Annotated in this window: 17 protein-coding genes and 1 tRNA gene; 13 read left to right on the top strand and 5 right to left on the bottom strand. The window is 60.9% G+C overall.

Features of this window, described 5'->3' with window-relative positions:
- The first annotated feature begins 274 nt into the window (after positions 1 to 274).
- The 5 genes from J2X43_RS08620 (at position 275) to J2X43_RS08600 (ending at position 5687) form a co-directional block, all read left to right on the top strand.
- Positions 275 to 2272: a methyl-accepting chemotaxis protein gene (locus J2X43_RS08620; RefSeq protein ID WP_310293234.1), complete on the top strand. Its 1998-nt coding sequence runs from the start codon at positions 275 to 277 to the stop codon at positions 2270 to 2272.
- 156 nt (positions 2273 to 2428) lie between these two features.
- Positions 2429 to 3931, top strand: coding sequence for an ATP-binding protein (locus J2X43_RS08615; RefSeq protein ID WP_405049572.1), 1503 nt, complete (start codon positions 2429 to 2431; stop codon positions 3929 to 3931).
- Positions 3932 to 4051: 120 nt separating this feature from the next.
- Positions 4052 to 4128 (top strand) — tRNA-Arg (locus J2X43_RS08610).
- A gap of 107 nt (positions 4129 to 4235) precedes the next feature.
- The gene (locus J2X43_RS08605) at positions 4236 to 4550 is read left to right on the top strand and encodes a hypothetical protein (protein ID WP_310293232.1); all 315 of its coding nucleotides are present in this window, start codon (positions 4236 to 4238) and stop codon (positions 4548 to 4550) included.
- Positions 4551 to 4805: 255 nt separating this feature from the next.
- On the top strand, positions 4806 to 5687 hold the full coding sequence (locus J2X43_RS08600) for an aldo/keto reductase (RefSeq protein WP_310293229.1): 882 nt from the start codon (positions 4806 to 4808) through the stop codon (positions 5685 to 5687).
- A gap of 338 nt (positions 5688 to 6025) precedes the next feature.
- On the opposite strand, the gene J2X43_RS08595 is transcribed toward J2X43_RS08600, so the two are convergent.
- Entirely contained in the window at positions 6026 to 6409 is a 384-nt protein-coding gene (locus tag J2X43_RS08595) for a hypothetical protein (protein WP_112385395.1), read from the bottom strand.
- Between the two features lie 177 nt (positions 6410 to 6586).
- Here J2X43_RS08595 and J2X43_RS08590 point away from each other — a divergent pair, with 177 nt between their 5' ends.
- The 3 genes from J2X43_RS08590 (at position 6587) to J2X43_RS08580 (ending at position 10259) form a co-directional block, all read left to right on the top strand.
- Positions 6587 to 7840: an alpha/beta hydrolase gene (locus J2X43_RS08590; protein WP_405049581.1), complete on the top strand. Its 1254-nt coding sequence runs from the start codon at positions 6587 to 6589 to the stop codon at positions 7838 to 7840.
- Between the two features lie 85 nt (positions 7841 to 7925).
- Entirely contained in the window at positions 7926 to 9176 is a 1251-nt protein-coding gene (locus tag J2X43_RS08585; RefSeq protein ID WP_310293226.1) for an FAD-dependent oxidoreductase, read from the top strand.
- Between the two features lie 45 nt (positions 9177 to 9221).
- Positions 9222 to 10259, top strand: coding sequence for a proline racemase family protein (locus tag J2X43_RS08580; protein ID WP_310293225.1), 1038 nt, complete (start codon positions 9222 to 9224; stop codon positions 10257 to 10259).
- Between the two features lie 15 nt (positions 10260 to 10274).
- On the opposite strand, the gene J2X43_RS08575 is transcribed toward J2X43_RS08580, so the two are convergent.
- Genes J2X43_RS08575 through J2X43_RS08560 form a run of 4 tightly spaced genes read right to left on the bottom strand, consistent with a single transcriptional unit; the run spans position 10275 to position 12610 of the window.
- Positions 10275 to 10583 carry a BrnA antitoxin family protein gene (locus tag J2X43_RS08575; RefSeq protein WP_310293223.1) on the bottom strand — a complete coding sequence of 103 codons (309 nt, stop codon included), beginning with the start codon at positions 10581 to 10583 and terminating at the stop codon, positions 10275 to 10277.
- Positions 10571 to 10843, bottom strand: a complete 273-nt coding sequence (locus tag J2X43_RS08570) for a BrnT family toxin (RefSeq protein ID WP_310293221.1) — start codon at positions 10841 to 10843, stop codon at positions 10571 to 10573. The genes J2X43_RS08575 and J2X43_RS08570 overlap by 13 nt, the downstream gene beginning before the upstream one ends.
- 53 nt (positions 10844 to 10896) lie before the next feature.
- Positions 10897 to 11379 carry an RbsD/FucU domain-containing protein gene (locus tag J2X43_RS08565; RefSeq protein ID WP_112514062.1) on the bottom strand — a complete coding sequence of 161 codons (483 nt, stop codon included), beginning with the start codon at positions 11377 to 11379 and terminating at the stop codon, positions 10897 to 10899.
- Positions 11363 to 12610 (bottom strand): ROK family transcriptional regulator, encoded by a 1248-nt coding sequence (locus J2X43_RS08560; RefSeq protein ID WP_310293219.1) that lies wholly within the window; start codon positions 12608 to 12610, stop codon positions 11363 to 11365. Before J2X43_RS08560 ends, J2X43_RS08565 begins: the two co-directional genes overlap by 17 nt.
- A gap of 239 nt (positions 12611 to 12849) precedes the next feature.
- Here J2X43_RS08560 and J2X43_RS08555 point away from each other — a divergent pair, with 239 nt between their 5' ends.
- The 5 genes from J2X43_RS08555 (at position 12850) to J2X43_RS08535 (ending at position 17868) form a co-directional block, all read left to right on the top strand.
- Positions 12850 to 13869 (top strand): sugar ABC transporter substrate-binding protein, encoded by a 1020-nt coding sequence (locus tag J2X43_RS08555; RefSeq protein ID WP_112385308.1) that lies wholly within the window; start codon positions 12850 to 12852, stop codon positions 13867 to 13869.
- Positions 13870 to 14026: 157 nt separating this feature from the next.
- Positions 14027 to 15106, top strand: a complete 1080-nt coding sequence (locus J2X43_RS08550; RefSeq protein ID WP_112385309.1) for an ABC transporter permease — start codon at positions 14027 to 14029, stop codon at positions 15104 to 15106.
- Positions 15106 to 15888, top strand: coding sequence for an ATP-binding cassette domain-containing protein (locus J2X43_RS08545; RefSeq protein WP_112385310.1), 783 nt, complete (start codon positions 15106 to 15108; stop codon positions 15886 to 15888). Before J2X43_RS08550 ends, J2X43_RS08545 begins: the two co-directional genes overlap by 1 nt.
- A complete protein-coding gene (locus J2X43_RS08540; RefSeq protein WP_310293214.1) occupies positions 15885 to 16514 on the top strand; it encodes a nucleoside triphosphate hydrolase in 630 nt (209 codons plus the stop codon). Before J2X43_RS08545 ends, J2X43_RS08540 begins: the two co-directional genes overlap by 4 nt.
- Positions 16515 to 16725: 211 nt before the next feature.
- Positions 16726 to 17868 carry an MFS transporter gene (locus J2X43_RS08535; RefSeq protein WP_310293212.1) on the top strand — a complete coding sequence of 381 codons (1143 nt, stop codon included), beginning with the start codon at positions 16726 to 16728 and terminating at the stop codon, positions 17866 to 17868.
- Positions 17869 to 17905 lie beyond the last annotated feature (37 nt).

The raw sequence follows: 17905 nt of genomic DNA, 5'->3' as shown, positions 1-17905 counted from the left end.
AAGTCGCATCAGGGTGTTAACGACTACGACAATACCCCATGAGGTTGAATTTTGCCGAAGTTCTTCTGAGGCAGCCACGATTTCCCATTGGTTCGGTCTTGCTGATTGCAATTTTTGCGAAAAATCTGCTGTGAGCCCGAATAATAGGGATAATTTCTTGTAGTCGTAATAGCTAAAATCCGAAACATAACTTTAAGAAATTTCGCCGATATTTTGGTCATTCGGCTGGGAATTTGCTTTCCAGTCTCTCTTCACCCCCTAGGGAGACTATACTTTGAAAATTCGTGGAAAGATCAATTTGCTTGTCAGCGTTATGGCTGGCGTTGCGCTGGTCATCGGCGCGACGGCATTGTTCGCTATGAACGAGTATAACAATAAGCTGACCGCCTATGAAAGCGCTTCCAGCCGCGCTTATGCCGGCGAGCGTCTCAATCGTTTCGTCACGGCAACCGTGATGGAAGCCCGTGGCATTTATGCTTCCAAGGAGATCAAGGACGTCGCTCCTTTTGCCAAAGGCATCAACACCGATCTCGACGAGATCGACAAGGTGATCGCTGGCTGGGCGCCGCTGGTTCCTGAGAGCCAGAAGGATAGCTTCGGCAAGCTCGTCGATCGCTCCAAGGAATTCCGCGCCTTCCGCACCGAGACTGCACGTCTCGGCACCGAAGTCGGCCCTGCAGCCGCAAACGATCAGGGCAATAACGACGCCAACCGCGCCAACCGCAAGGCCTTCCAGGCCGAGATCGACGCAATCGTCAAGACCGACAAGGCCGAACTCGATGCCGTCGATGACGAGATCGAGGCTTTCCGCAACTCTGTCTTCTGGCTTGTGCTTGCGATCACCACGATCGGTATCGCTGCGGGCGTCGGCCTTGGCTTCTATATTGGCACCAGCCACCTCAGCCGCCCGATCAAGAAAGTGACGACCGCGATCAAGGAAGTCGCCGACGGCAATTTCGAAGCCGAAGTGCCCTATGCAGGCCGCCAGGATGAAATCGGCGACATGGCCGCGGCTGTTGCCGTCTTCAAGGAAAACGGCCTCGCCATCAAGCGCCTCAACGCCCAGGAAACGGCGATGCGCGCCAAGAGCGATGACCTGCAGTCGAGCATGTCCGTCGTCGTTGCCTCCGCTGCCGCCGGTGATTTCAGCCGCCGCATCGACAAGGACTACGAGGACGAAAGCCTCAACCATTTCGCAGGGAACATCAACTCGCTGCTCTCCAGCGTCGACACCGGCGTCAACGAAACCCGCCGCGTCATTGCAAGCCTTGCCGATGGTGACCTGACGCAGACGATGCGTGGCGAATTCCAAGGCGCCTTCGCCGAACTGCAGCAGAACGTCAACAGCACCTTCGTGACGCTGCAGACAACGATGCGCGAAGTTCGCGAAACGACTGAAGCCATCAACGGCAACACCAACGAACTGCGCGTTGCCACCGACGACCTGTCGAAGCGTACCGAGCAGCAGGCTGCCGCACTGGAAGAAACCTCTGCCGCTCTCGACGAGATCACGGCGGTTGTCCAGAATTCGACCGAGCGTGCCCAGGAAGCCAGCGTCATGGTTTCCGAAGCCAAGGACAAGTCGGGTGCATCCGGTGTCGTCGTCCGCAATGCGGTCGATGCCATGGGCCGCATCGAGCAGGCATCCCGCGAGATCAGCCAGATCATCAACGTCATCGACGAGATCGCTTTCCAGACCAATCTGCTGGCGCTCAATGCAGGCGTCGAGGCAGCGCGTGCCGGCGAGGCAGGCAAGGGCTTTGCGGTTGTCGCTCAGGAAGTCCGCGAACTGGCTCAGCGTTCGGCAACCGCTGCCAAGGACATCAAGGCGCTCATCACCAAGTCGGGCGATGAAGTCAATGTCGGCGTCAAGCTGGTGCAGGCAACCGGCGAGGCGCTGTCGGAAATCGAGACCCGCGTCATCGCCATCAACGACCACATCCATTCGATCGCAACCGCGGCGAAGGAACAGTCGACCGGCCTCAAGGAAGTCAACACCGCCGTAAACCAGATGGACCAGGTCACCCAGCAGAATGCGGCAATGGTCGAGGAAACCTCGGCTGCGACCCACAAGCTGTCTGCGGAAGCCGATGGCCTCGTCCGCCTCATCTCGCGCTTCAAGGTCTCCAACGCCCCCGCACCGCAGATGGCCGTTGCCCGCCGCGAAGAACATCGCCCGGTCGCCTCGCCCGCGCGCCGCGCCATGAACACCGTCGCCCGCGCCTTCAACGGCAATGCGGCCGTCGCCGAGCAGAGCTGGGAAGAGTTTTGATCTCCGAATCCAGAGCTTTCTAATCGGAAACGCCGCCTTCGGGCGGCGTTTTCTTTTGTGACGACTTGCCGCGCCTCGCGAAGATTTGAAAGCAGATTGCAAACCGTCTATTATAAGTCTCTGCCTCGCAGGCGCTTGCGCCGAACGGAAACAGCGATGCCGGTGCAAGACCAAAGTGAAATGCCAGTGAATATGACGGCTGCGGGCGGCGAACGCCCTGCAGGGTGGTTTGGTGGGCTCTCCGGCAAGCTGCTCTGGATGACCGTGCTTTTCATCATGCTGGCCGAAGTTCTGATCTTCTTCCCGTCGGTTGCCAGCATGCGCATCCGCTGGCTTGACGACAAGCTCAACACTGCTGCCGCTGCCGCCATCGTCATCGATGGCCTTCAGCCCGTCGAGCTGCCGCGCATGCTGCAGAAGGAAACCCTGGAGGCAACCGGCACCAAGGCGATCGTCCTTCGCAAGGACGGCACCTCGCGGCTTCTGGCCATGACCGAGATGCCGACCTCCGTCGATGAGCAGTACGATCTGACGAAAGTCACTCCAGTAAACGCCATCTGCGATGCGCTCGATACGCTGATCTTCGGCGGCAACCGGATGATTCGCGTCTATGGCCCGGTCGGCGATACTGCGACGGGCGTCGAAGTGGTGATGAAGGACAGGGCGTTGCGCAATGCGATGTTCGTCTATGCACGAAACGTTCTGCTTCTGTCGGTCCTGATCTCGCTGTTCACCGCGACGCTGGTTTTCTTCGTTATCAACCGCATCCTGATCCGCCCGATCCGCAATCTGAGCGGCAGCATGCAGCAGTTTTCGACGGATCCGGAGAACCCGCAGAACGTCTTTGTCGGCGATGGCGGACGGGACGAGCTGGCAGTCGCCGGCCGTCATCTGACGGCGATGCAGATCGAATTGCAGAAAACCTTGAAGCAGCAGAAGAACCTTGCAGCGCTCGGCCTTGCTGTCTCCAAGATCAATCATGACATGCGCAACATTCTGGCCTCGGCGCAGCTGATGTCTGACCGTCTCGTCGATGTCGACGATCCGATGGTGAAGAGTTTTGCGCCGAAGCTGCTCAGAACGATCGACCGCGCCGTCGGCTACACGACCGAAGTCCTGTCTTATGGCCAGACAACCGAATCGGCGCCGCGCCGCCGCCGGATCCGGCTGCTGGAATTGACCCAGGACGTTCGTGACATGCTGGCCATCGATCCGGCCAGCGGCATCGAATTTCTGGAGCAGATGCCCGCCGACATCGAGATCGACGGCGACAACGAACAGCTCTTCCGGGTGATCCACAATCTCTGCCGCAATGCGCTGCAGGCGTTGATGATGCCGGGCGAACTCGGTGCCGATGGCGTCAAGCGCATCACCGTCTCCGCGCAACGCGTCGGCAGCGTGGTCAGCATCATCATCGACGATACCGGTCCTGGCATGCCGCTGAAAGCTCGTCAGAACCTTTTCACCGCCTTCCGCGGTTCGGCCCGCTCCGGCGGCACCGGCCTCGGTCTGGCGATTGCTCGTGAGCTTGTGCTTGCCCACGGCGGCACCATTGCCCTTGTGGAAAAGCCCTCAGCGGGCACGCAGTTCCGCATCGAAGTGCCGGATCGCCCGGTTTCGCTGGAAGATTACCGCATCCGCAGCCACGCTGAAAAGTAAAGCAAAATTCACAGATCAGCTCTGCAGATCGAAAGTCGCGATTTTTTCACAAAGCCTATTGCATTCCCCCGGAGGAGGCTTTAGAGGATCGCCACGCAAGCGGTTCAGCCGCTTCGAGACGCACCCGTAGCTCAGCTGGATAGAGCACCAGACTACGAATCTGGGGGTCAGGAGTTCGAATCTCTTCGGGTGCGCCACTCATTTTCTTTCCTTGAAAATCATCGAGTAGCCTAGCTTCGCGCAACCTTGCGCGGCTATCTGCGTCTGGCGCCGGATTGTCCGGAGGCAGGCAGGAGTGAATGCGATGAAGGCAAGAATGTTGGTTGCGGTGTCGGTTGCTGGAGCGGCAGCCTTGCTTTCCGGTTGCGTCGATCGGGCCAACTCTCCGGTTCTTTATCCCGTCGGTACGCCGGTCAATCCGTCCTTCGTCGCGCATACGATGTGCATGGGCGAAGGCAATGCCGCCTATGACGAATCCATGCGGCTCCACAAAGAGCGCTCGCAGATCAGCGGCCAATACGACCAGGGCGAGGGCGAGGCCGTGTCGCGTAGCGCTGCCCGGCGGGCCTATACCGCCTGTGCTTCGTCCGAAGGCTATCGCGCCGTCTACGATCAGTAAGGCGCTACACGCTTCTTCTCGACACTAGGAGCGGCCTCCACCGGCGCCCGATCGCACTGTGGCTGAAAAAGCAGCTGCGGCGGCATCAGACATATTGCCTCCGGCGAGCTGCCTGCCCATGTAAAGCTGGCACGGAACGGGATCGTTCCGCCTGCAGGAGGCTGACGCCGCCGGCGCAGTCATCAGGCGCCAGGGAGCACACCGCCAGCTCGGCGACTTCGCTTGTTTTTACGCATCCATACGAGAGGAAAGACCATGTCCGTTTTGAATGCTGCGCAATCCGGCACCTTCAAGATCGGCGGCGATCTCGAGGTCAACCGTCTGGGCTTCGGCGCCATGCGCGTCACCGGCCGGGGTATCTGGGGTGAGCCTGCCGATCACGCCGAATCCATCCGCACGCTGAAGCGTCTTCCAGAGCTTGGCGTCAATTTCATCGATACGGCCGATTCCTATGGGCCCGACGTTTCCGAATGGCTGATCAAGGAAGCCTTGCATCCCTATAGCCACGGCTCGGTCATCGCCACGAAGGGTGGCTTGACCCGCCATGGTCCCGACATCTGGCTGCCGCTCGGCCGCCCAGAATATCTGATCCAGCAGGTGCACAAGAGCCTGCGCAATCTCGGTGTCGAACAGATCGATCTCTGGCAGCTGCACCGCATCGACCCGAAGGTGCCGGCCGGCGAGCAATTCGATACGATCAAGTCGCTGCAGGCCGCCGGGCTGATCCGGCATGCGGGATTGAGCGAGGTTTCGGTGGCCGATATCCAGGCCGCATCGAAATACTTCAAGGTCGCAACGGTCCAGAACCGCTACAACCTCGTCGATCGCACCAGCGAGGACGTGCTCGATTATGCCGAAAAGCACAATATCGGCTTCATCCCGTGGTATCCGCTGGCTGCAGGCGATCTGGCAAAGCCAGGCTCGCTGCTGGATACGATCGCCAGGAAGCACAATGCCGCGCCAAGCCAGATCGCGCTCGACTGGGTGCTGAAGCGCAGCCCGGTGATGCTCCCGATCCCTGGTACCTCCAAGGTCAAGCATCTGGAAGAGAACGTTGCAGCTGTCGGCATAACGCTGTCCGAGGAGGAATTCACCGCCCTCGACGCAGAAGGCAGGAAGCTCTTCAGGGCCGCTTGACGTCATCATCGGGACGCGGCGGCAATTAGGCTGCCGTGTCCTTCTTCACCATCAAACTCTGCGCAAATATTTGACCGTCTGATTAAAATTGCTGCAAAATGAGGCGTCTTCTCAAGATTGATACAGTTAGTCATGCGTATTGTGCATTGCTGCGTTGCGGTATTATCCCTATTCCTGACCAAATGAATGGGCTATCTATATCTCCGTAAGCAGCGCACTCCTCCTCCCAGCGCTCTTACGCCGACTGGTAACACTCCTCCTCCCAGTTGCCAGTCAAGATCAAGAGCTCGGTGCACCTCCTCCCGCACCGAGCTCTTTTCTATTTCAGCTCTCGAAAATTATTCGCCGATCCGAGCCACGCCGGTCTCGCCGTTGTCGCGCGTCCACTTCACCTTGCCAGCGCCCGCCCGCTCCAGCAGGAAGCACATCGGTGCGCCCTTGTACCAGGTCTGGAACTTCTGGCAGAGCTGGTCCGATTGGATCCACCATTTTCCGGTATCGCTGGGCTTGAAATAGCGCCCGAGGCCGATCGCCTTGCCGCTGCCGTCCACTGCGCCTGACGTGTGATAGTTGAGCGGCAGTTCGCCGCCGAGCGGCGTTGCGAGATAGATCGTCCTGCCAATGATGTCGCGGCGGATATCGTCTTCGGCGAGACGTTCCGCGCGGGCGAGGGATGGAAGCAGCAGGGTCGTCGAAGCAAGGGCGATAAGAACGGCTTTCATGGCGTCCATCCGATTTGTCCCGGGGTCAGAGGCAGTAACGGCAAAGCCGGGCGCAAAGTTTCATCATGGCCGCGATCGCTGCCTTATTTGACTCCGCTCCTGCCGGCGTCTTATTTGAGCCGGAGCCGCATCGCCGGTATTCGAAGAGGAGAATGCATGCTGGGCGGCTCGGAAGCCATGCGCAGGACGCTTGCGGCGGTGATGCTGTCGGCCTTTGTCCTGTCGGGATGCGGTGGCCGCGCGACCGGCGTCATGACGCCAGTCGGATCCGTTCAGCCCGGCACATCGCAGGTCAATCTGCTGGTCGCCACGACGCGCGCGCCGGATACCGATCCCGGCGTGCTGTTCTCCGGCGAACGCGGTACCGGTCTGATGGTCAATGCCGTCGATGTCTCGATCCCGCCTGAGGCCAATCGCAAGGTCGGTCAGGTCCAGTGGCCGACACGCTTGCCCGCCGATCCCCTGCGCAATTTCGTGACTGTTTCCGTTGATCCACTACAGGGCGAGAAGGCAGGCGAGGGATGGCTGAAGGGCCACATGCCGAAGAGCCGCCGCGTGCTGATCTTCGTGCACGGCTTCAACAATCTCTATGAAGACGCCGTCTACCGCTTTGCCCAGATCGTCCACGATTCGCATGCGGATGTGGCGCCCGTCGTCTTTACCTGGCCATCCCGCGGTTCGATCTTCGACTACAATTACGACAAGGAAAGCACCAATTATTCGCGCGATGCGCTGGAGGAGCTGCTACGGCGCACGGCCGATAACCCCGCTGTCAGCGACGTCACCATCATGGCTCACTCGATGGGAACCTGGCTGACCGTCGAGGCGCTCCGGCAGATGGCGATCCGCGACGGGAAAGTCGCGTCGAAGATCAACAACGTCATCCTTGCGTCTCCCGATCTCGATGTAGACGTCTTCGGCCGCCAGTTCGCCAGCCTCGGCAAGGAGAAGCCGCATTTCACGATCTTCGTGTCGCGCGACGACCGCGCACTGGCACTGTCGCGGCGGATCTCCGGTAATGTCGATCGCCTCGGCCAGATCGACCCGTCGGTGGAGCCTTATCGCAGCAAGCTGGAAGCCGCCGGCATCACCGTGCTCGACCTGACCAAGCTCAAGGGCGGCGACCGGCTGAACCACGGAAAGTTTGCAGAAAGTCCCGAAGTCGTGAAGCTGATTGGCGATCGCCTGATTGCAGGTCAGGCCATCACCGACTCGAATGTCGGTCTCGGCGAGGCCGTCGGAGCCGTCGCGATCGGCGCCGCGCAGACCGTCGGCAGCGCCGCCAGTGTTGCCGTCAGCACGCCGATTGCGATCTTCGATCCGCGCACCCGGCGCAATTATGATGCGCAGCTGAAGCGTCTTGGCCAGTCGGTGGAAAACACGGCAGGCTCAGTGGGCGACAGCGTCGGGGCAGGGCTGCCGAGCCAGTGAAAATTTCCATAGGCAAGGTCCGCGATCTGATATATCACATCGATTGACGGTGGCTGCAGGCGGCCCCGCTATGATGGATGACGCGATGACTGAAGACGGGAAGCGAACAGTTGCAGTGATTGGCGCGGGCGTGATCGGCGCCTCGATTGCCTTCGAGCTTCAGAGGCGCGGATTTCAGGTCACGCTGATCGACAAGGGTGAACCGGGTCGTGGCACCTCCTACGGCAACATGGCGAGCATCGCGCTCGATTTCGCCGCCGGATCCGGCCCTACCACCTGGAAGAAGATCCCCCGCTGGCTTCTCGATCCCGAAGGTCCGGTCTGGCTTCGCCCATCCTACGCGCCGAAGATGCTGCCGTGGTTCTTGCGTTTCATCGCCGCCGGACGACCCTCGCGTCTGCGCCAGATCGAGGATGCCGGAATGCTGTTGACCGGACGCGCGCTCGCCGATACCCGCGCCATGCTTTCGGCAATCGGCGCCCCCGAACTGATGACCGACGAAGGCTGCCTCGCGATCTACGAGACCGAGTCGGAGTTTGCCGGTGATCGCGGCCATATCGAGATGATGCAGCGCTATGGCTTCGAGTTCGAAGTGCTGAATGGCGGCGCGATCCAGCATTATGAGCCGGCGCTGTCGTCAAAGGTCGCCAAGGCGGTATTGCTGCCGGACAATAAATCGATCCGCGAGCCCTACCAGCTCGTCGTCAAGCTGGCGGCTGCCGCAGAGGCAGCCGGTGCGCGGTTCCTGTCGGGTAGCGTGCGCAGCATCGACAGAAAGCCCGAGGGAACCTCGGTCGTTATCCTGGAAAGCGGCGGCCGCATCGAGGTTGATTCCGTTATCGTTGCCGCCGGTGTCCATACCCGCGATCTCGCTGCAAAGCTTGGAGAACCGGTCCCGCTGGAAACCGAGCGTGGCTATCACACGCAGATCATGAAGCCCGGCATTGCCATGCGCCATTCGGTGATCTGGCCGCATCGCGCCTTCATGGTCACGCCGACGGCGGGCGGCATTCGCGTCGGCGGCAATGTCGAGCTCGCAGGCCTCGATGCCGCGCCTGATTTCCGCCGCCCGCGGGTTCTCGTGCGCCATGCGCAGCGCGTGTTGCCCGGCTTGAAGGTCGAGGATACCAGCGAGTGGATGGGCCATCGCCCCGCATTGCCGGATACGATCCCGATTATCTCAGCGTCGTCGAAGGTGCCGGGTGTTTTCTATGCCACCGGACACGGCCATCTCGGCCTGACGCTGGCCGCCACGACGGCGCAGCTGATTGGCGATATGGTCTCGGGCACGAAGCCGGCGATCGACATGACGCCGTTCCGCATCGATAGATATTGATTTGCACGACGAGCCGGTCTGGCTCGCTTTGGAAGGACGAGACGGATGAGATGGAAGCGCACGATCCAGCTTCTGGATGTTCATTGCGAAGGTGAAATCGGCAAGGTCGCGATCGGCGGCGTCCCGAAGATTCCTGGCGAAACGGTGGCGGCTCAGCTGCACTGGCTGAACACCGATCCGAAGGGCACCGAGCTTCGCCGCTTTCTCTGCCTTGAGCCGCGCGGCGCGCCGATTGGCTCGGTCAACCTTCTGCTCCCCGCCAAGCATCCGGATGCCGATGCGGCCTTCATCATCCTGCAGCCCGATCAGGCGCATGCAAGCTCGGGCTCGAACTCGATCTGCGTGACGACGGCCCTGCTGGAATCCGGCATCGTCGAGATGAAGGAGCCGGAAACGGTGGTGACGCTCGAGACCGCCGCCGGACTGGTCAAGGCAGTCGCAACCTGCCACGACGGTCGCTGCGAGAAGGTCCGCCTGACCATGGTCCCGGCCTTCGTTCACGAGCTCGATGTCGACGTCGAGACGCCGGAATGGGGCACGATCAAGGTCGATCTTTGCTATGGCGGCATTTTCTATGCGCTTGTCGATGTCGGTCAGATCGGCTCGAAGATCGAGAAGTCCAATGCCGCCGAGCTGGTACGCGCCGGCATGGTTCTCAAGGATATCATCAACCGCGACATCAAGGTCGTTCACCCCGAAATCCCGGCGATCTCGGGCGTGGCCTATGTCATGTTCCGCGATATCGAGCCGGATGGCGCGGTGCGCACCTGCACGACCATGTGGCCCGGCCGCGCCGACCGCTCGCCCTGCGGCACCGGCAGCTCGGCAAACCTGACGACACTGCATGCCCGCGGCAAGGCAAAGCCCGGCGATATCTTCACGTCGCGTTCGATCATCGGCTCGGAATTTGAAGTCGGCCTGCAGTCGGTCACCGAAGTCGCCGGACGCCCGGCAATCATCCCGACCATCACCGGCCGCGGCTTCACCTTCGGCCTCTCCCAGGTCGCCCTCGACCCCTTCGATCCGCATCCCGGTGGTTTCGCGCTGACGGACGTCTGGGGTCCGCAGGCGGGTGAGATTTAAACGGAATGCCGGGCTTTAGAGCCCGGCAGCTTTTCGCAAGGCGGCGTTCATTCGCCCCTGCCATCCCCGGCCGGTTTCCCGGAATTTGGCGATGACATCTTCGTCGATGCGCAGCGTCACCTGCTTCTTTGGATGCTCGACAGGAGGCCGGCCACGCGAACGGCGCTGCTCGTCCATTGCGTCAAAGAACGCCTGAGGCAGAACCTCCTTCGCAGGACGCAGGGCCGCGAGTTCTTCATCGGTTAGCGGCGGTGAATCGACCGCATCCCAATCGTCCTTGGAGTAGCCGCGGCCAGGCTGAAAGGTCTTTATTATCTTGGCCATTGAAGCTTGCTCCCTTCCTTGGCGTTTGCCTTACGGAAGCTGATGATTGAAATCGCTTCACTTCCAAGCAACGCGAAGATCACGACGGCCGTTCCGTCGCGGTAGTAGCCCACTGCTTTCATCCGCTGTCTGCCGTCCGCGTCGGGCCTCGCGATTTCGATCGCGGCATTTTGCCAGTTGAACTCGCCGACCTCGGCAAAGTCGAATCCGTGTTTATCCAGATTTGCCTGCCGTTTCGGTTCGTCCCAAACGATCGTCATAATTTAATGTAGTTACGTTTATTTGCGTTGGCAACAGGAAGTGCGCAGCCCGCTCAATACTCGAAGGGGTCGGTCTTCCCCTTTGCTGTGGCATGCTGACCGGCGGCATACGGATAGATCACCCCCTTGCGCAGGATGATATTGGCATACAGCCGAGGCTCACTGGTTTGGATCAGCGCATGAGCGGCGCGAACGCGTCCGTAAAAATCCTGGCCGACGAGCGGCACGACCTGCTGGTGCGGCTCGTGCCTGGCGCAGCAGTCGATCATCTCCTCGTGCACCGGATCGAGCTTGTCGCGCTCGGCCTTTACCGTCGAGCGGAAGATTGCTTCAGGCACGAAATCGTCGATCGGCAGCACGCTGAGCACGGCATCGAGAACCGGGATGAGGCCGTGGCCATCGAGGCGGATCAGCCGTCGCGCGTGTTCGACGCCTGGATAATTGCCGTCGACGATGGCGATTTCGTCGCCGTGGCCCATGGCGCGCAGCGTCGAAAGCAGTTCCGGACTCAAGAGCGGATCAAGCCCCTTCAGCATTTTCAATCTCCTTGAACAGCACGTTCTGGTCGGTGAGATAGCGCGCAAAGATCGGAAGGCTCGCCCCGCCGATCGCCCGCGCCTGTGATCCCACCGCACCTTCGATAATCTCCGGCATGACGACCCCCTGAAGGTCGAGTTTTTCCGCCTCGCGGATGGTCGCGCGCACGATCCGTTCGCGCACCCAGCCGGGGAAGCCGCCATCGATCACTGCGGCGCTGAAATCGATGATCGATGCGGCAGCGACGATCCCCTGTGCCAGTGCCTTGGCAGAGTCCTGGATCCAAAGCTCCATCGCCTCGCCGAAATCGACCCAATCATCGGCGGAATACCAGAGCGGCTCGGGATCGATGCCGCGCTCGCGCAACATGTTTTCCAGCACGAAGATCGAAGCGATTTCAAGCAGCTGGAGCGTCTCGCCATTCTTGCCGCGGACGGGCAGGGGGCCGATCGCGCCGGCGGTGCCGGTACGGCCGGAAAAGATCGCCGAATTCAGCACGATGCCGCCACCGATGAACGAGCCGATGAAGAAATAGACGAAATCTGGATAGGACGGCCCGACCCCGAAAACCAACTCGGCCCCGCAGGCGCTGGTGGCGTCGTTCTGCAGGAAAACGGGATAGGAGACCCGTTTCGTCACTTCGGCCTGCAGGTCGAAGCCGCGCCAGACATCCATGGCGCCAGGCGGCGAGCCGACCTCCTCCGCCCAGTTCCAGAGCTCGAAGGGGGCGGCGATGCCGATGCCGGCGATGCGGCTGCGCTCTTTCGCATCCAGACGGCTTTCGAGTTCGGCAATCCCCGACACGATGAAATCGAGAAAATCGCCGGGTAACGGATAGGCATAGGTCTTGTGCAGCTGCATGCGGATATTGCCGACGAAATCCATCAGCACCAGATCGGCACTTCGCCGGCCCATCTTCACGCCGAAGGAATAGACGGCATCCGGATTGAGATGCATGGGAATGGATGGCTGGCCGACGCGCCCGCGCACGGGAGCGCCGCGCGAGAGCAGCCCGTCCTTTTCCAGCTCCCGCATGATGACCGAGACGGTCTGGGCCGAAAGGCCGCTGCGGCGCGCGATATCCGCCTTCGACAGGGCGCCGTAGAGGCGCACCAGCGATAGCACGAGCCGCTCGTTATAGGCGCGCACCCGGATCTGGTTTGCGCCCCCGGCGGGGTTCAGAATTGGCGGTGCGGCCGGCGCATGCGCCGGGCCTTCCAGGGACGACATTGGGCACTCCTCCCGATCATCGGCCTATGCCCTATTTTCAACCACCATGCCACATCGAATTAATAATTCAATTGGATTTATTTATTGACAAGCGATTTTCTTTTCGCTTTTAATCGCCATCGTGAACGGCATCGAACGGTCTTGGAGGAGGCTTCCGGCGAAATCCGAGGCGGCGTTCGTGCTTGAAAATACGGGTCTGGCCATGACGGCGATCCGCTTACTCTCTGGGAGGAGTTCTCGTGAAGAAATCAGTTCTCGCTTTCGGCGCGCTCGCACTCGGCGTCGCCTTCTCGGCTCCGGCAATGGCTGCCGACGTCTCGGCCTGCCTCATCACCAAGACCGATACCAACCCCTTCTTCGTCAAGATGAAGGAAGGCGCGACCGCCAAGGCCAAGGAACTCGGCGTCACGCTGAAATCCTACGCCGGCAAGATCGATGGTGACAGCGAAAGCCAGGTTGCTGCTATCGAAACCTGCATCGCCGATGGCGCCAAAGGTATCCTGATTGCTGCTTCCGACACCAAGGGCATCGTTCCAAACATCAAGAAGGCCCGCGATGCCGGCCTCCTCGTTATCGCGCTCGACACCCCGCTTGAGCCGATCGATTCCGCCGATATGACCTTTGCGACCGACAACCTGCTCGCCGGCAAGCTGATCGGCCAGTGGGCCAAGGAAACGCTCGGCGACAAGGCTGCCGATGCCAAGGTAGCCTTCCTCGACCTGACGCCGTCCCAGCCTTCCGTCGACGTTCTGCGCGACCAGGGCTTCATGATGGGCTTCGGTATCGACCCGAAGGATCCGAACAAGATTGGTGACGAAGATGACAAGCGCATCGTCGGCCACGACATCACCAACGGTAACGAAGAAGGCGGCCGCACCGCGATGGAAAACCTTCTCCAGAAGGATCCGACCATCAACGTCGTCCACACCATCAACGAACCGGCTGCTGCCGGCGCCTATGAAGCGCTGAAGGCTGTCGGCCGCGAGAAGGACGTGCTGATCGTCTCCGTCGACGGCGGTTGCCCGGGCGTCAAGAATGTTGCCGATGGCGTCATCGGCGCCACCTCGCAGCAGTACCCGCTGCAGATGGCCGCGCTCGGCATCGAAGCGATCAAGAAGTTCGCAGACTCCGGCGAAAAGCCGAAGCCGACCGAAGGCAAGAACTTCTTCGACACGGGCGTGACCCTCGTCACCGACAAGCCGGTCTCCGGCGTCAAGTCGATCGACACCAAGGAAGGCCTCGGCAAGTGCTGGGGTTGATCCCAGCCTAGCCTGAACCAAAACGCGGAGATGCCCAGCGGCGTCTCCGCTCCCTGCTCATCTTTGACAGCGCGCCGAATTGGGTGCAGCTTAACCCACGTCTTGCCCGAAAGCGGCCGGACACCCCTTAGGGAGTGGGGTCACGCGGAGGATTTCCATGAGCGAGCCAACAACAGCCGCACCGCATCACGACTACGAAAAAGTTCTCAAGGACAGCTCGAAGGACGTCGCGTCTTTCGACACGGATGACAATTCGGTCCTGCAGAAATTCAGGCATTTCCTGCACTCGTCGCCTTCGGCCGTATCGCTGATCGTTCTTGTGCTTTCGCTGATCATCTTCGGCGCCCTCCTGGGTACGAAATTCTTCTCGGCCTTCTCGCTGACGCTGATCCTGCAGCAGGTGGCGATCACCGGCATCGTCGGCGCCGCGCAGACGCTTGTGATCATGACGGCCGGTATCGATCTCTCGGTCGGCGCCATCATGGTGCTGTCGTCGGTGGTCATGGGACAGTTCGTGTTCCGCTACGGCCTTCCGGTCGAGATCGCGGTGCTCTCAGGCTTTGCCGTCGGCGCTCTCTGCGGCTATATCAACGGCCTGCTGATTGCTCGAATGAAGCTGCCGCCGTTCATCGTTACCCTCGGCATGTGGCAGATCGTGCTTGCCACGAACTTCCTCTATTCGGCCAATGAGACGATCCGCGCTCAGGACATCGAAACCCAGGCGCCGCTGCTGCAACTCTTCGGCAATACATTCCGCATCGGCGGCGCAGTCTTCACCTACGGCGTCATCGCCATGGTCCTGCTCGTCGCCGTCCTCTGGTATGTCTTGAACCATACCGCCTGGGGCCGGCATCTCTATGCCGTCGGCGATGACCCTGAAGCCGCCGGCCTTTCCGGTGTCAACGTCAAGCGCATGCTGGTGTCGACCTACGTACTCTCGGGTCTGATCTGTGCGCTTGCCGGCTGGGCTTTGATCGGCCGTATCGGCTCCGTCTCTCCGACAGCGGGCCAGTTCGCCAACATCGAGTCCATCACGGCCGTGGTGATCGGCGGCATCTCGCTCTTCGGCGGACGCGGCTCCATTCTCGGCATGATGTTCGGGGCGCTCATCGTCGGCGTCTTCTCGCTCGGCCTGCGTCTTCTCGGCACCGATGTTCAGTGGACCTATCTCTTGATCGGCGTGCTCATCATCGCCGCCGTTGGTATCGATCAGTGGATCAGAAAGGCAGCAGGCTGATGGCAACCGAACCCCTTCTCACGGCGCGCGGTCTGGTCAAACGCTATGGCCGCGTCACAGCCCTCGATCATGCCGACTTCGACCTCTATCCCGGCGAAATCCTCGCCGTGATCGGTGACAACGGCGCGGGCAAGTCTTCGCTCATCAAGGCGATCTCGGGCGCGATCCGCCCCGACGAAGGCGAGATCCGGCTGGAAGGTCAGCCGATCCACTTCTCGTCACCGATCGAAGCCCGCAAGGCGGGCATCGAGACGGTGTACCAGAACCTTGCTCTGTCGCCGGCGCTGTCGATCGCCGACAACATGTTCCTCGGACGCGAGCTTCGCAAACCGGGCTTCATGGGTCAGTTCTTCCGCAAGCTCGATCATTCGGCGATGGAAAAACAGGCGCGCGCCAAGCTCTCCGAACTCGGCCTGATGACCATCCAGAACATCAATCAGGCGGTGGAAACGCTCTCTGGCGGTCAGCGTCAGGGCGTTGCCGTGGCACGTGCCGCCGCCTTCGGCTCGAAGGTCATCATCCTCGATGAGCCGACGGCAGCGCTCGGCGTCAAGGAAAGCCGCCGCGTTCTGGAGCTCATTCTGGATGTCCGCTCGCGCGGCATTCCGATCGTGCTTATCTCGCACAACATGCCGCATGTCTTCGAAGTGGCCGACCGCATCCACATCCACCGCCTCGGACGCCGCCTGACGGTGATCAATCCGAAGGAATACACAATGTCGGATGCTGTTGCCTTCATGACCGGTGCAAAGGCCGCTCCGCAGGAGACGGTCGCCGCATGAACCTCAGGATAGACGAAATCACCGGCGCGGTTCTCGACCGCGCCGGAAGTGCGAAGCGCTTCCTCGTGGCGATCGCCGGCCCGCCCGGCGCCGGCAAATCCACAATGGCCGACAACCTCGCCAACGGCCTGAAGGCGCGCGGCGAAACCGCCGCCGTCCTGCCGATGGATGGCTTCCACATGGACAATGCCGTGCTCATCGAGCGCGGCCTGCTCGCCCGTAAGGGCATCCCGGAGACCTTCGACGTCCGCGGCTTCCTCGATATCGTCCGCGCCGTGCGTCCGGCCGATCAGGAAGTTCTGGTCCCGGTCTTCGACCGTTCCCGCGAACTGTCGATCGCTTCCGCCCGCCCCATCTCGCCGCACGACCGTTTCATCATCATCGAAGGCAACTACCTGCTCTTCACGCAGGGCAAGTGGGCTGCCCTGGACGGTATCTTCGACTACACGATCATGCTAGCGCCGCCGATGGAAGTGCTCGAGGAGCGCCTCTGGGAGCGCTGGCGCGGCTACAAGCTCACCGAAGAAGAGGCCAGCGCCAAGGTCTACGGCAACGATCTCCCCAACGGCCGCCTCATCCTGGAGAACCGCCGCCCGTCCGACATGACATTGGAGATTGCGCTCTAGGGCTGGCAATCAACGGCTCTTGCTGATCGGCAAGAATCGCGACATCCATTCAGCCTCTGGCTTCTCTAGCCGGAGGTTTTTCATTTTCAGCTGCAGGCATTTGTTTTTTAGGCCTCACGCGCGTTTTCAAGTCTGCCTTTGCCACATGCTCCGATCCTATATTGCCTTCACACGCCGGAACCCCCGGCTCCTCAGTTCCGCGATCATCCTGATGATCCTGTCGAGCGCGGGACAGACCTTCTTCATCTCGCTGTTCTCGGATGCGTTCCGCACCCACTACGCGATCGGTGACGGAAGTCTGGGAGCAGTGTTTGCCATTGCGACTTTCGCGTCGGCGCTCGCGCTGCCTTATCTCGGTCAGAAGGTCGATGCGGTAAGCCTTCGCAAATTCACGCTGGGCGCCGGGCTTTTGCTCGGTGCCGCCTGCGCACTGATTGCCCTCTCGCCTGCATCGGTCATCGTCTTCGGCATCTGCCTCTTTCTGCTTCGGCTAGCCGGTCAGGGATTGATGGTCCACACGGCAATGACGGCGATGGTCCGGTTCTTCCCGGCGGATAGCGGAAAAGCGATGGCTGTCGTCAGCCTCGTCTACTCGGCAGCCCTGGTTTTCATACCGGGCGCTGCGGTTGCCGTCGTAGGTTTTGCCGGGTGGCGGTGGACGTGGCTGTTTACCGGCGCAACCATCGTTTTCGGCGTCTGCGCAGCATGCCACTTGCTGCCGCGTGATGATGCGGCCAGCCGTGCGGCGAAGGTCAGTGGCCCATTTGCTCAGCCGGAAGTAGCCCGGCCAAAGCTCGGATTGATGCTGCTTCTGTGCCCCACGATGCTGGCTGTCTCCTTCATTTTGACGGCCATGATCTTCCATCAGGCGGCCCTCGCCACGGAAAGAGGCTGGCCGCTTGAATGGCTGGCAGGATGCTTTTCCGCCTTCGCCATTGCGCAGGCCGTGACATCCGTAATCGTGGCGCCCCTCATCGACAGGATCCGCGTCATCCGTATTCTACCGGTCTTTCTTCTGCCACTGGCAATAGGGCTGGGTATCATTGCACTCTTTGACAGCCTTTGGGTCGCGCCCGTATACATGGGTCTTCTCGGAATATCCGCGGCGATCGACCTCAAGCTCGGGACTATCCTGTGGGCCGATCTGTTCGGCACCGGGCAATTCGGCTATGTCCGCTCGCGCTTCGAAGCGATCCGGATCGTCGTCACCGGCAGCGCTCCCCTGATCGCCGGTAAGCTGCTGGATGCCGGCATTCCGCTCACGAGCCAGGCGGTCGCCTATGCATGCTACGCAGTTGGTGCCTCCGCTTTGGCAGTTGTCGCCGGCCGGTCTACGCGCGAGGCCCACAAGTGATTTCGGCGCTGTCTAAACGGTTGTTTCCATCGGCCTG

This window comes from Rhizobium sp. BE258 (genome assembly GCF_031457345.1).
GTDB lineage: Bacteria > Pseudomonadota > Alphaproteobacteria > Rhizobiales > Rhizobiaceae > Rhizobium.
This window is presented reverse-complemented; position numbering and strand designations above follow the sequence as displayed.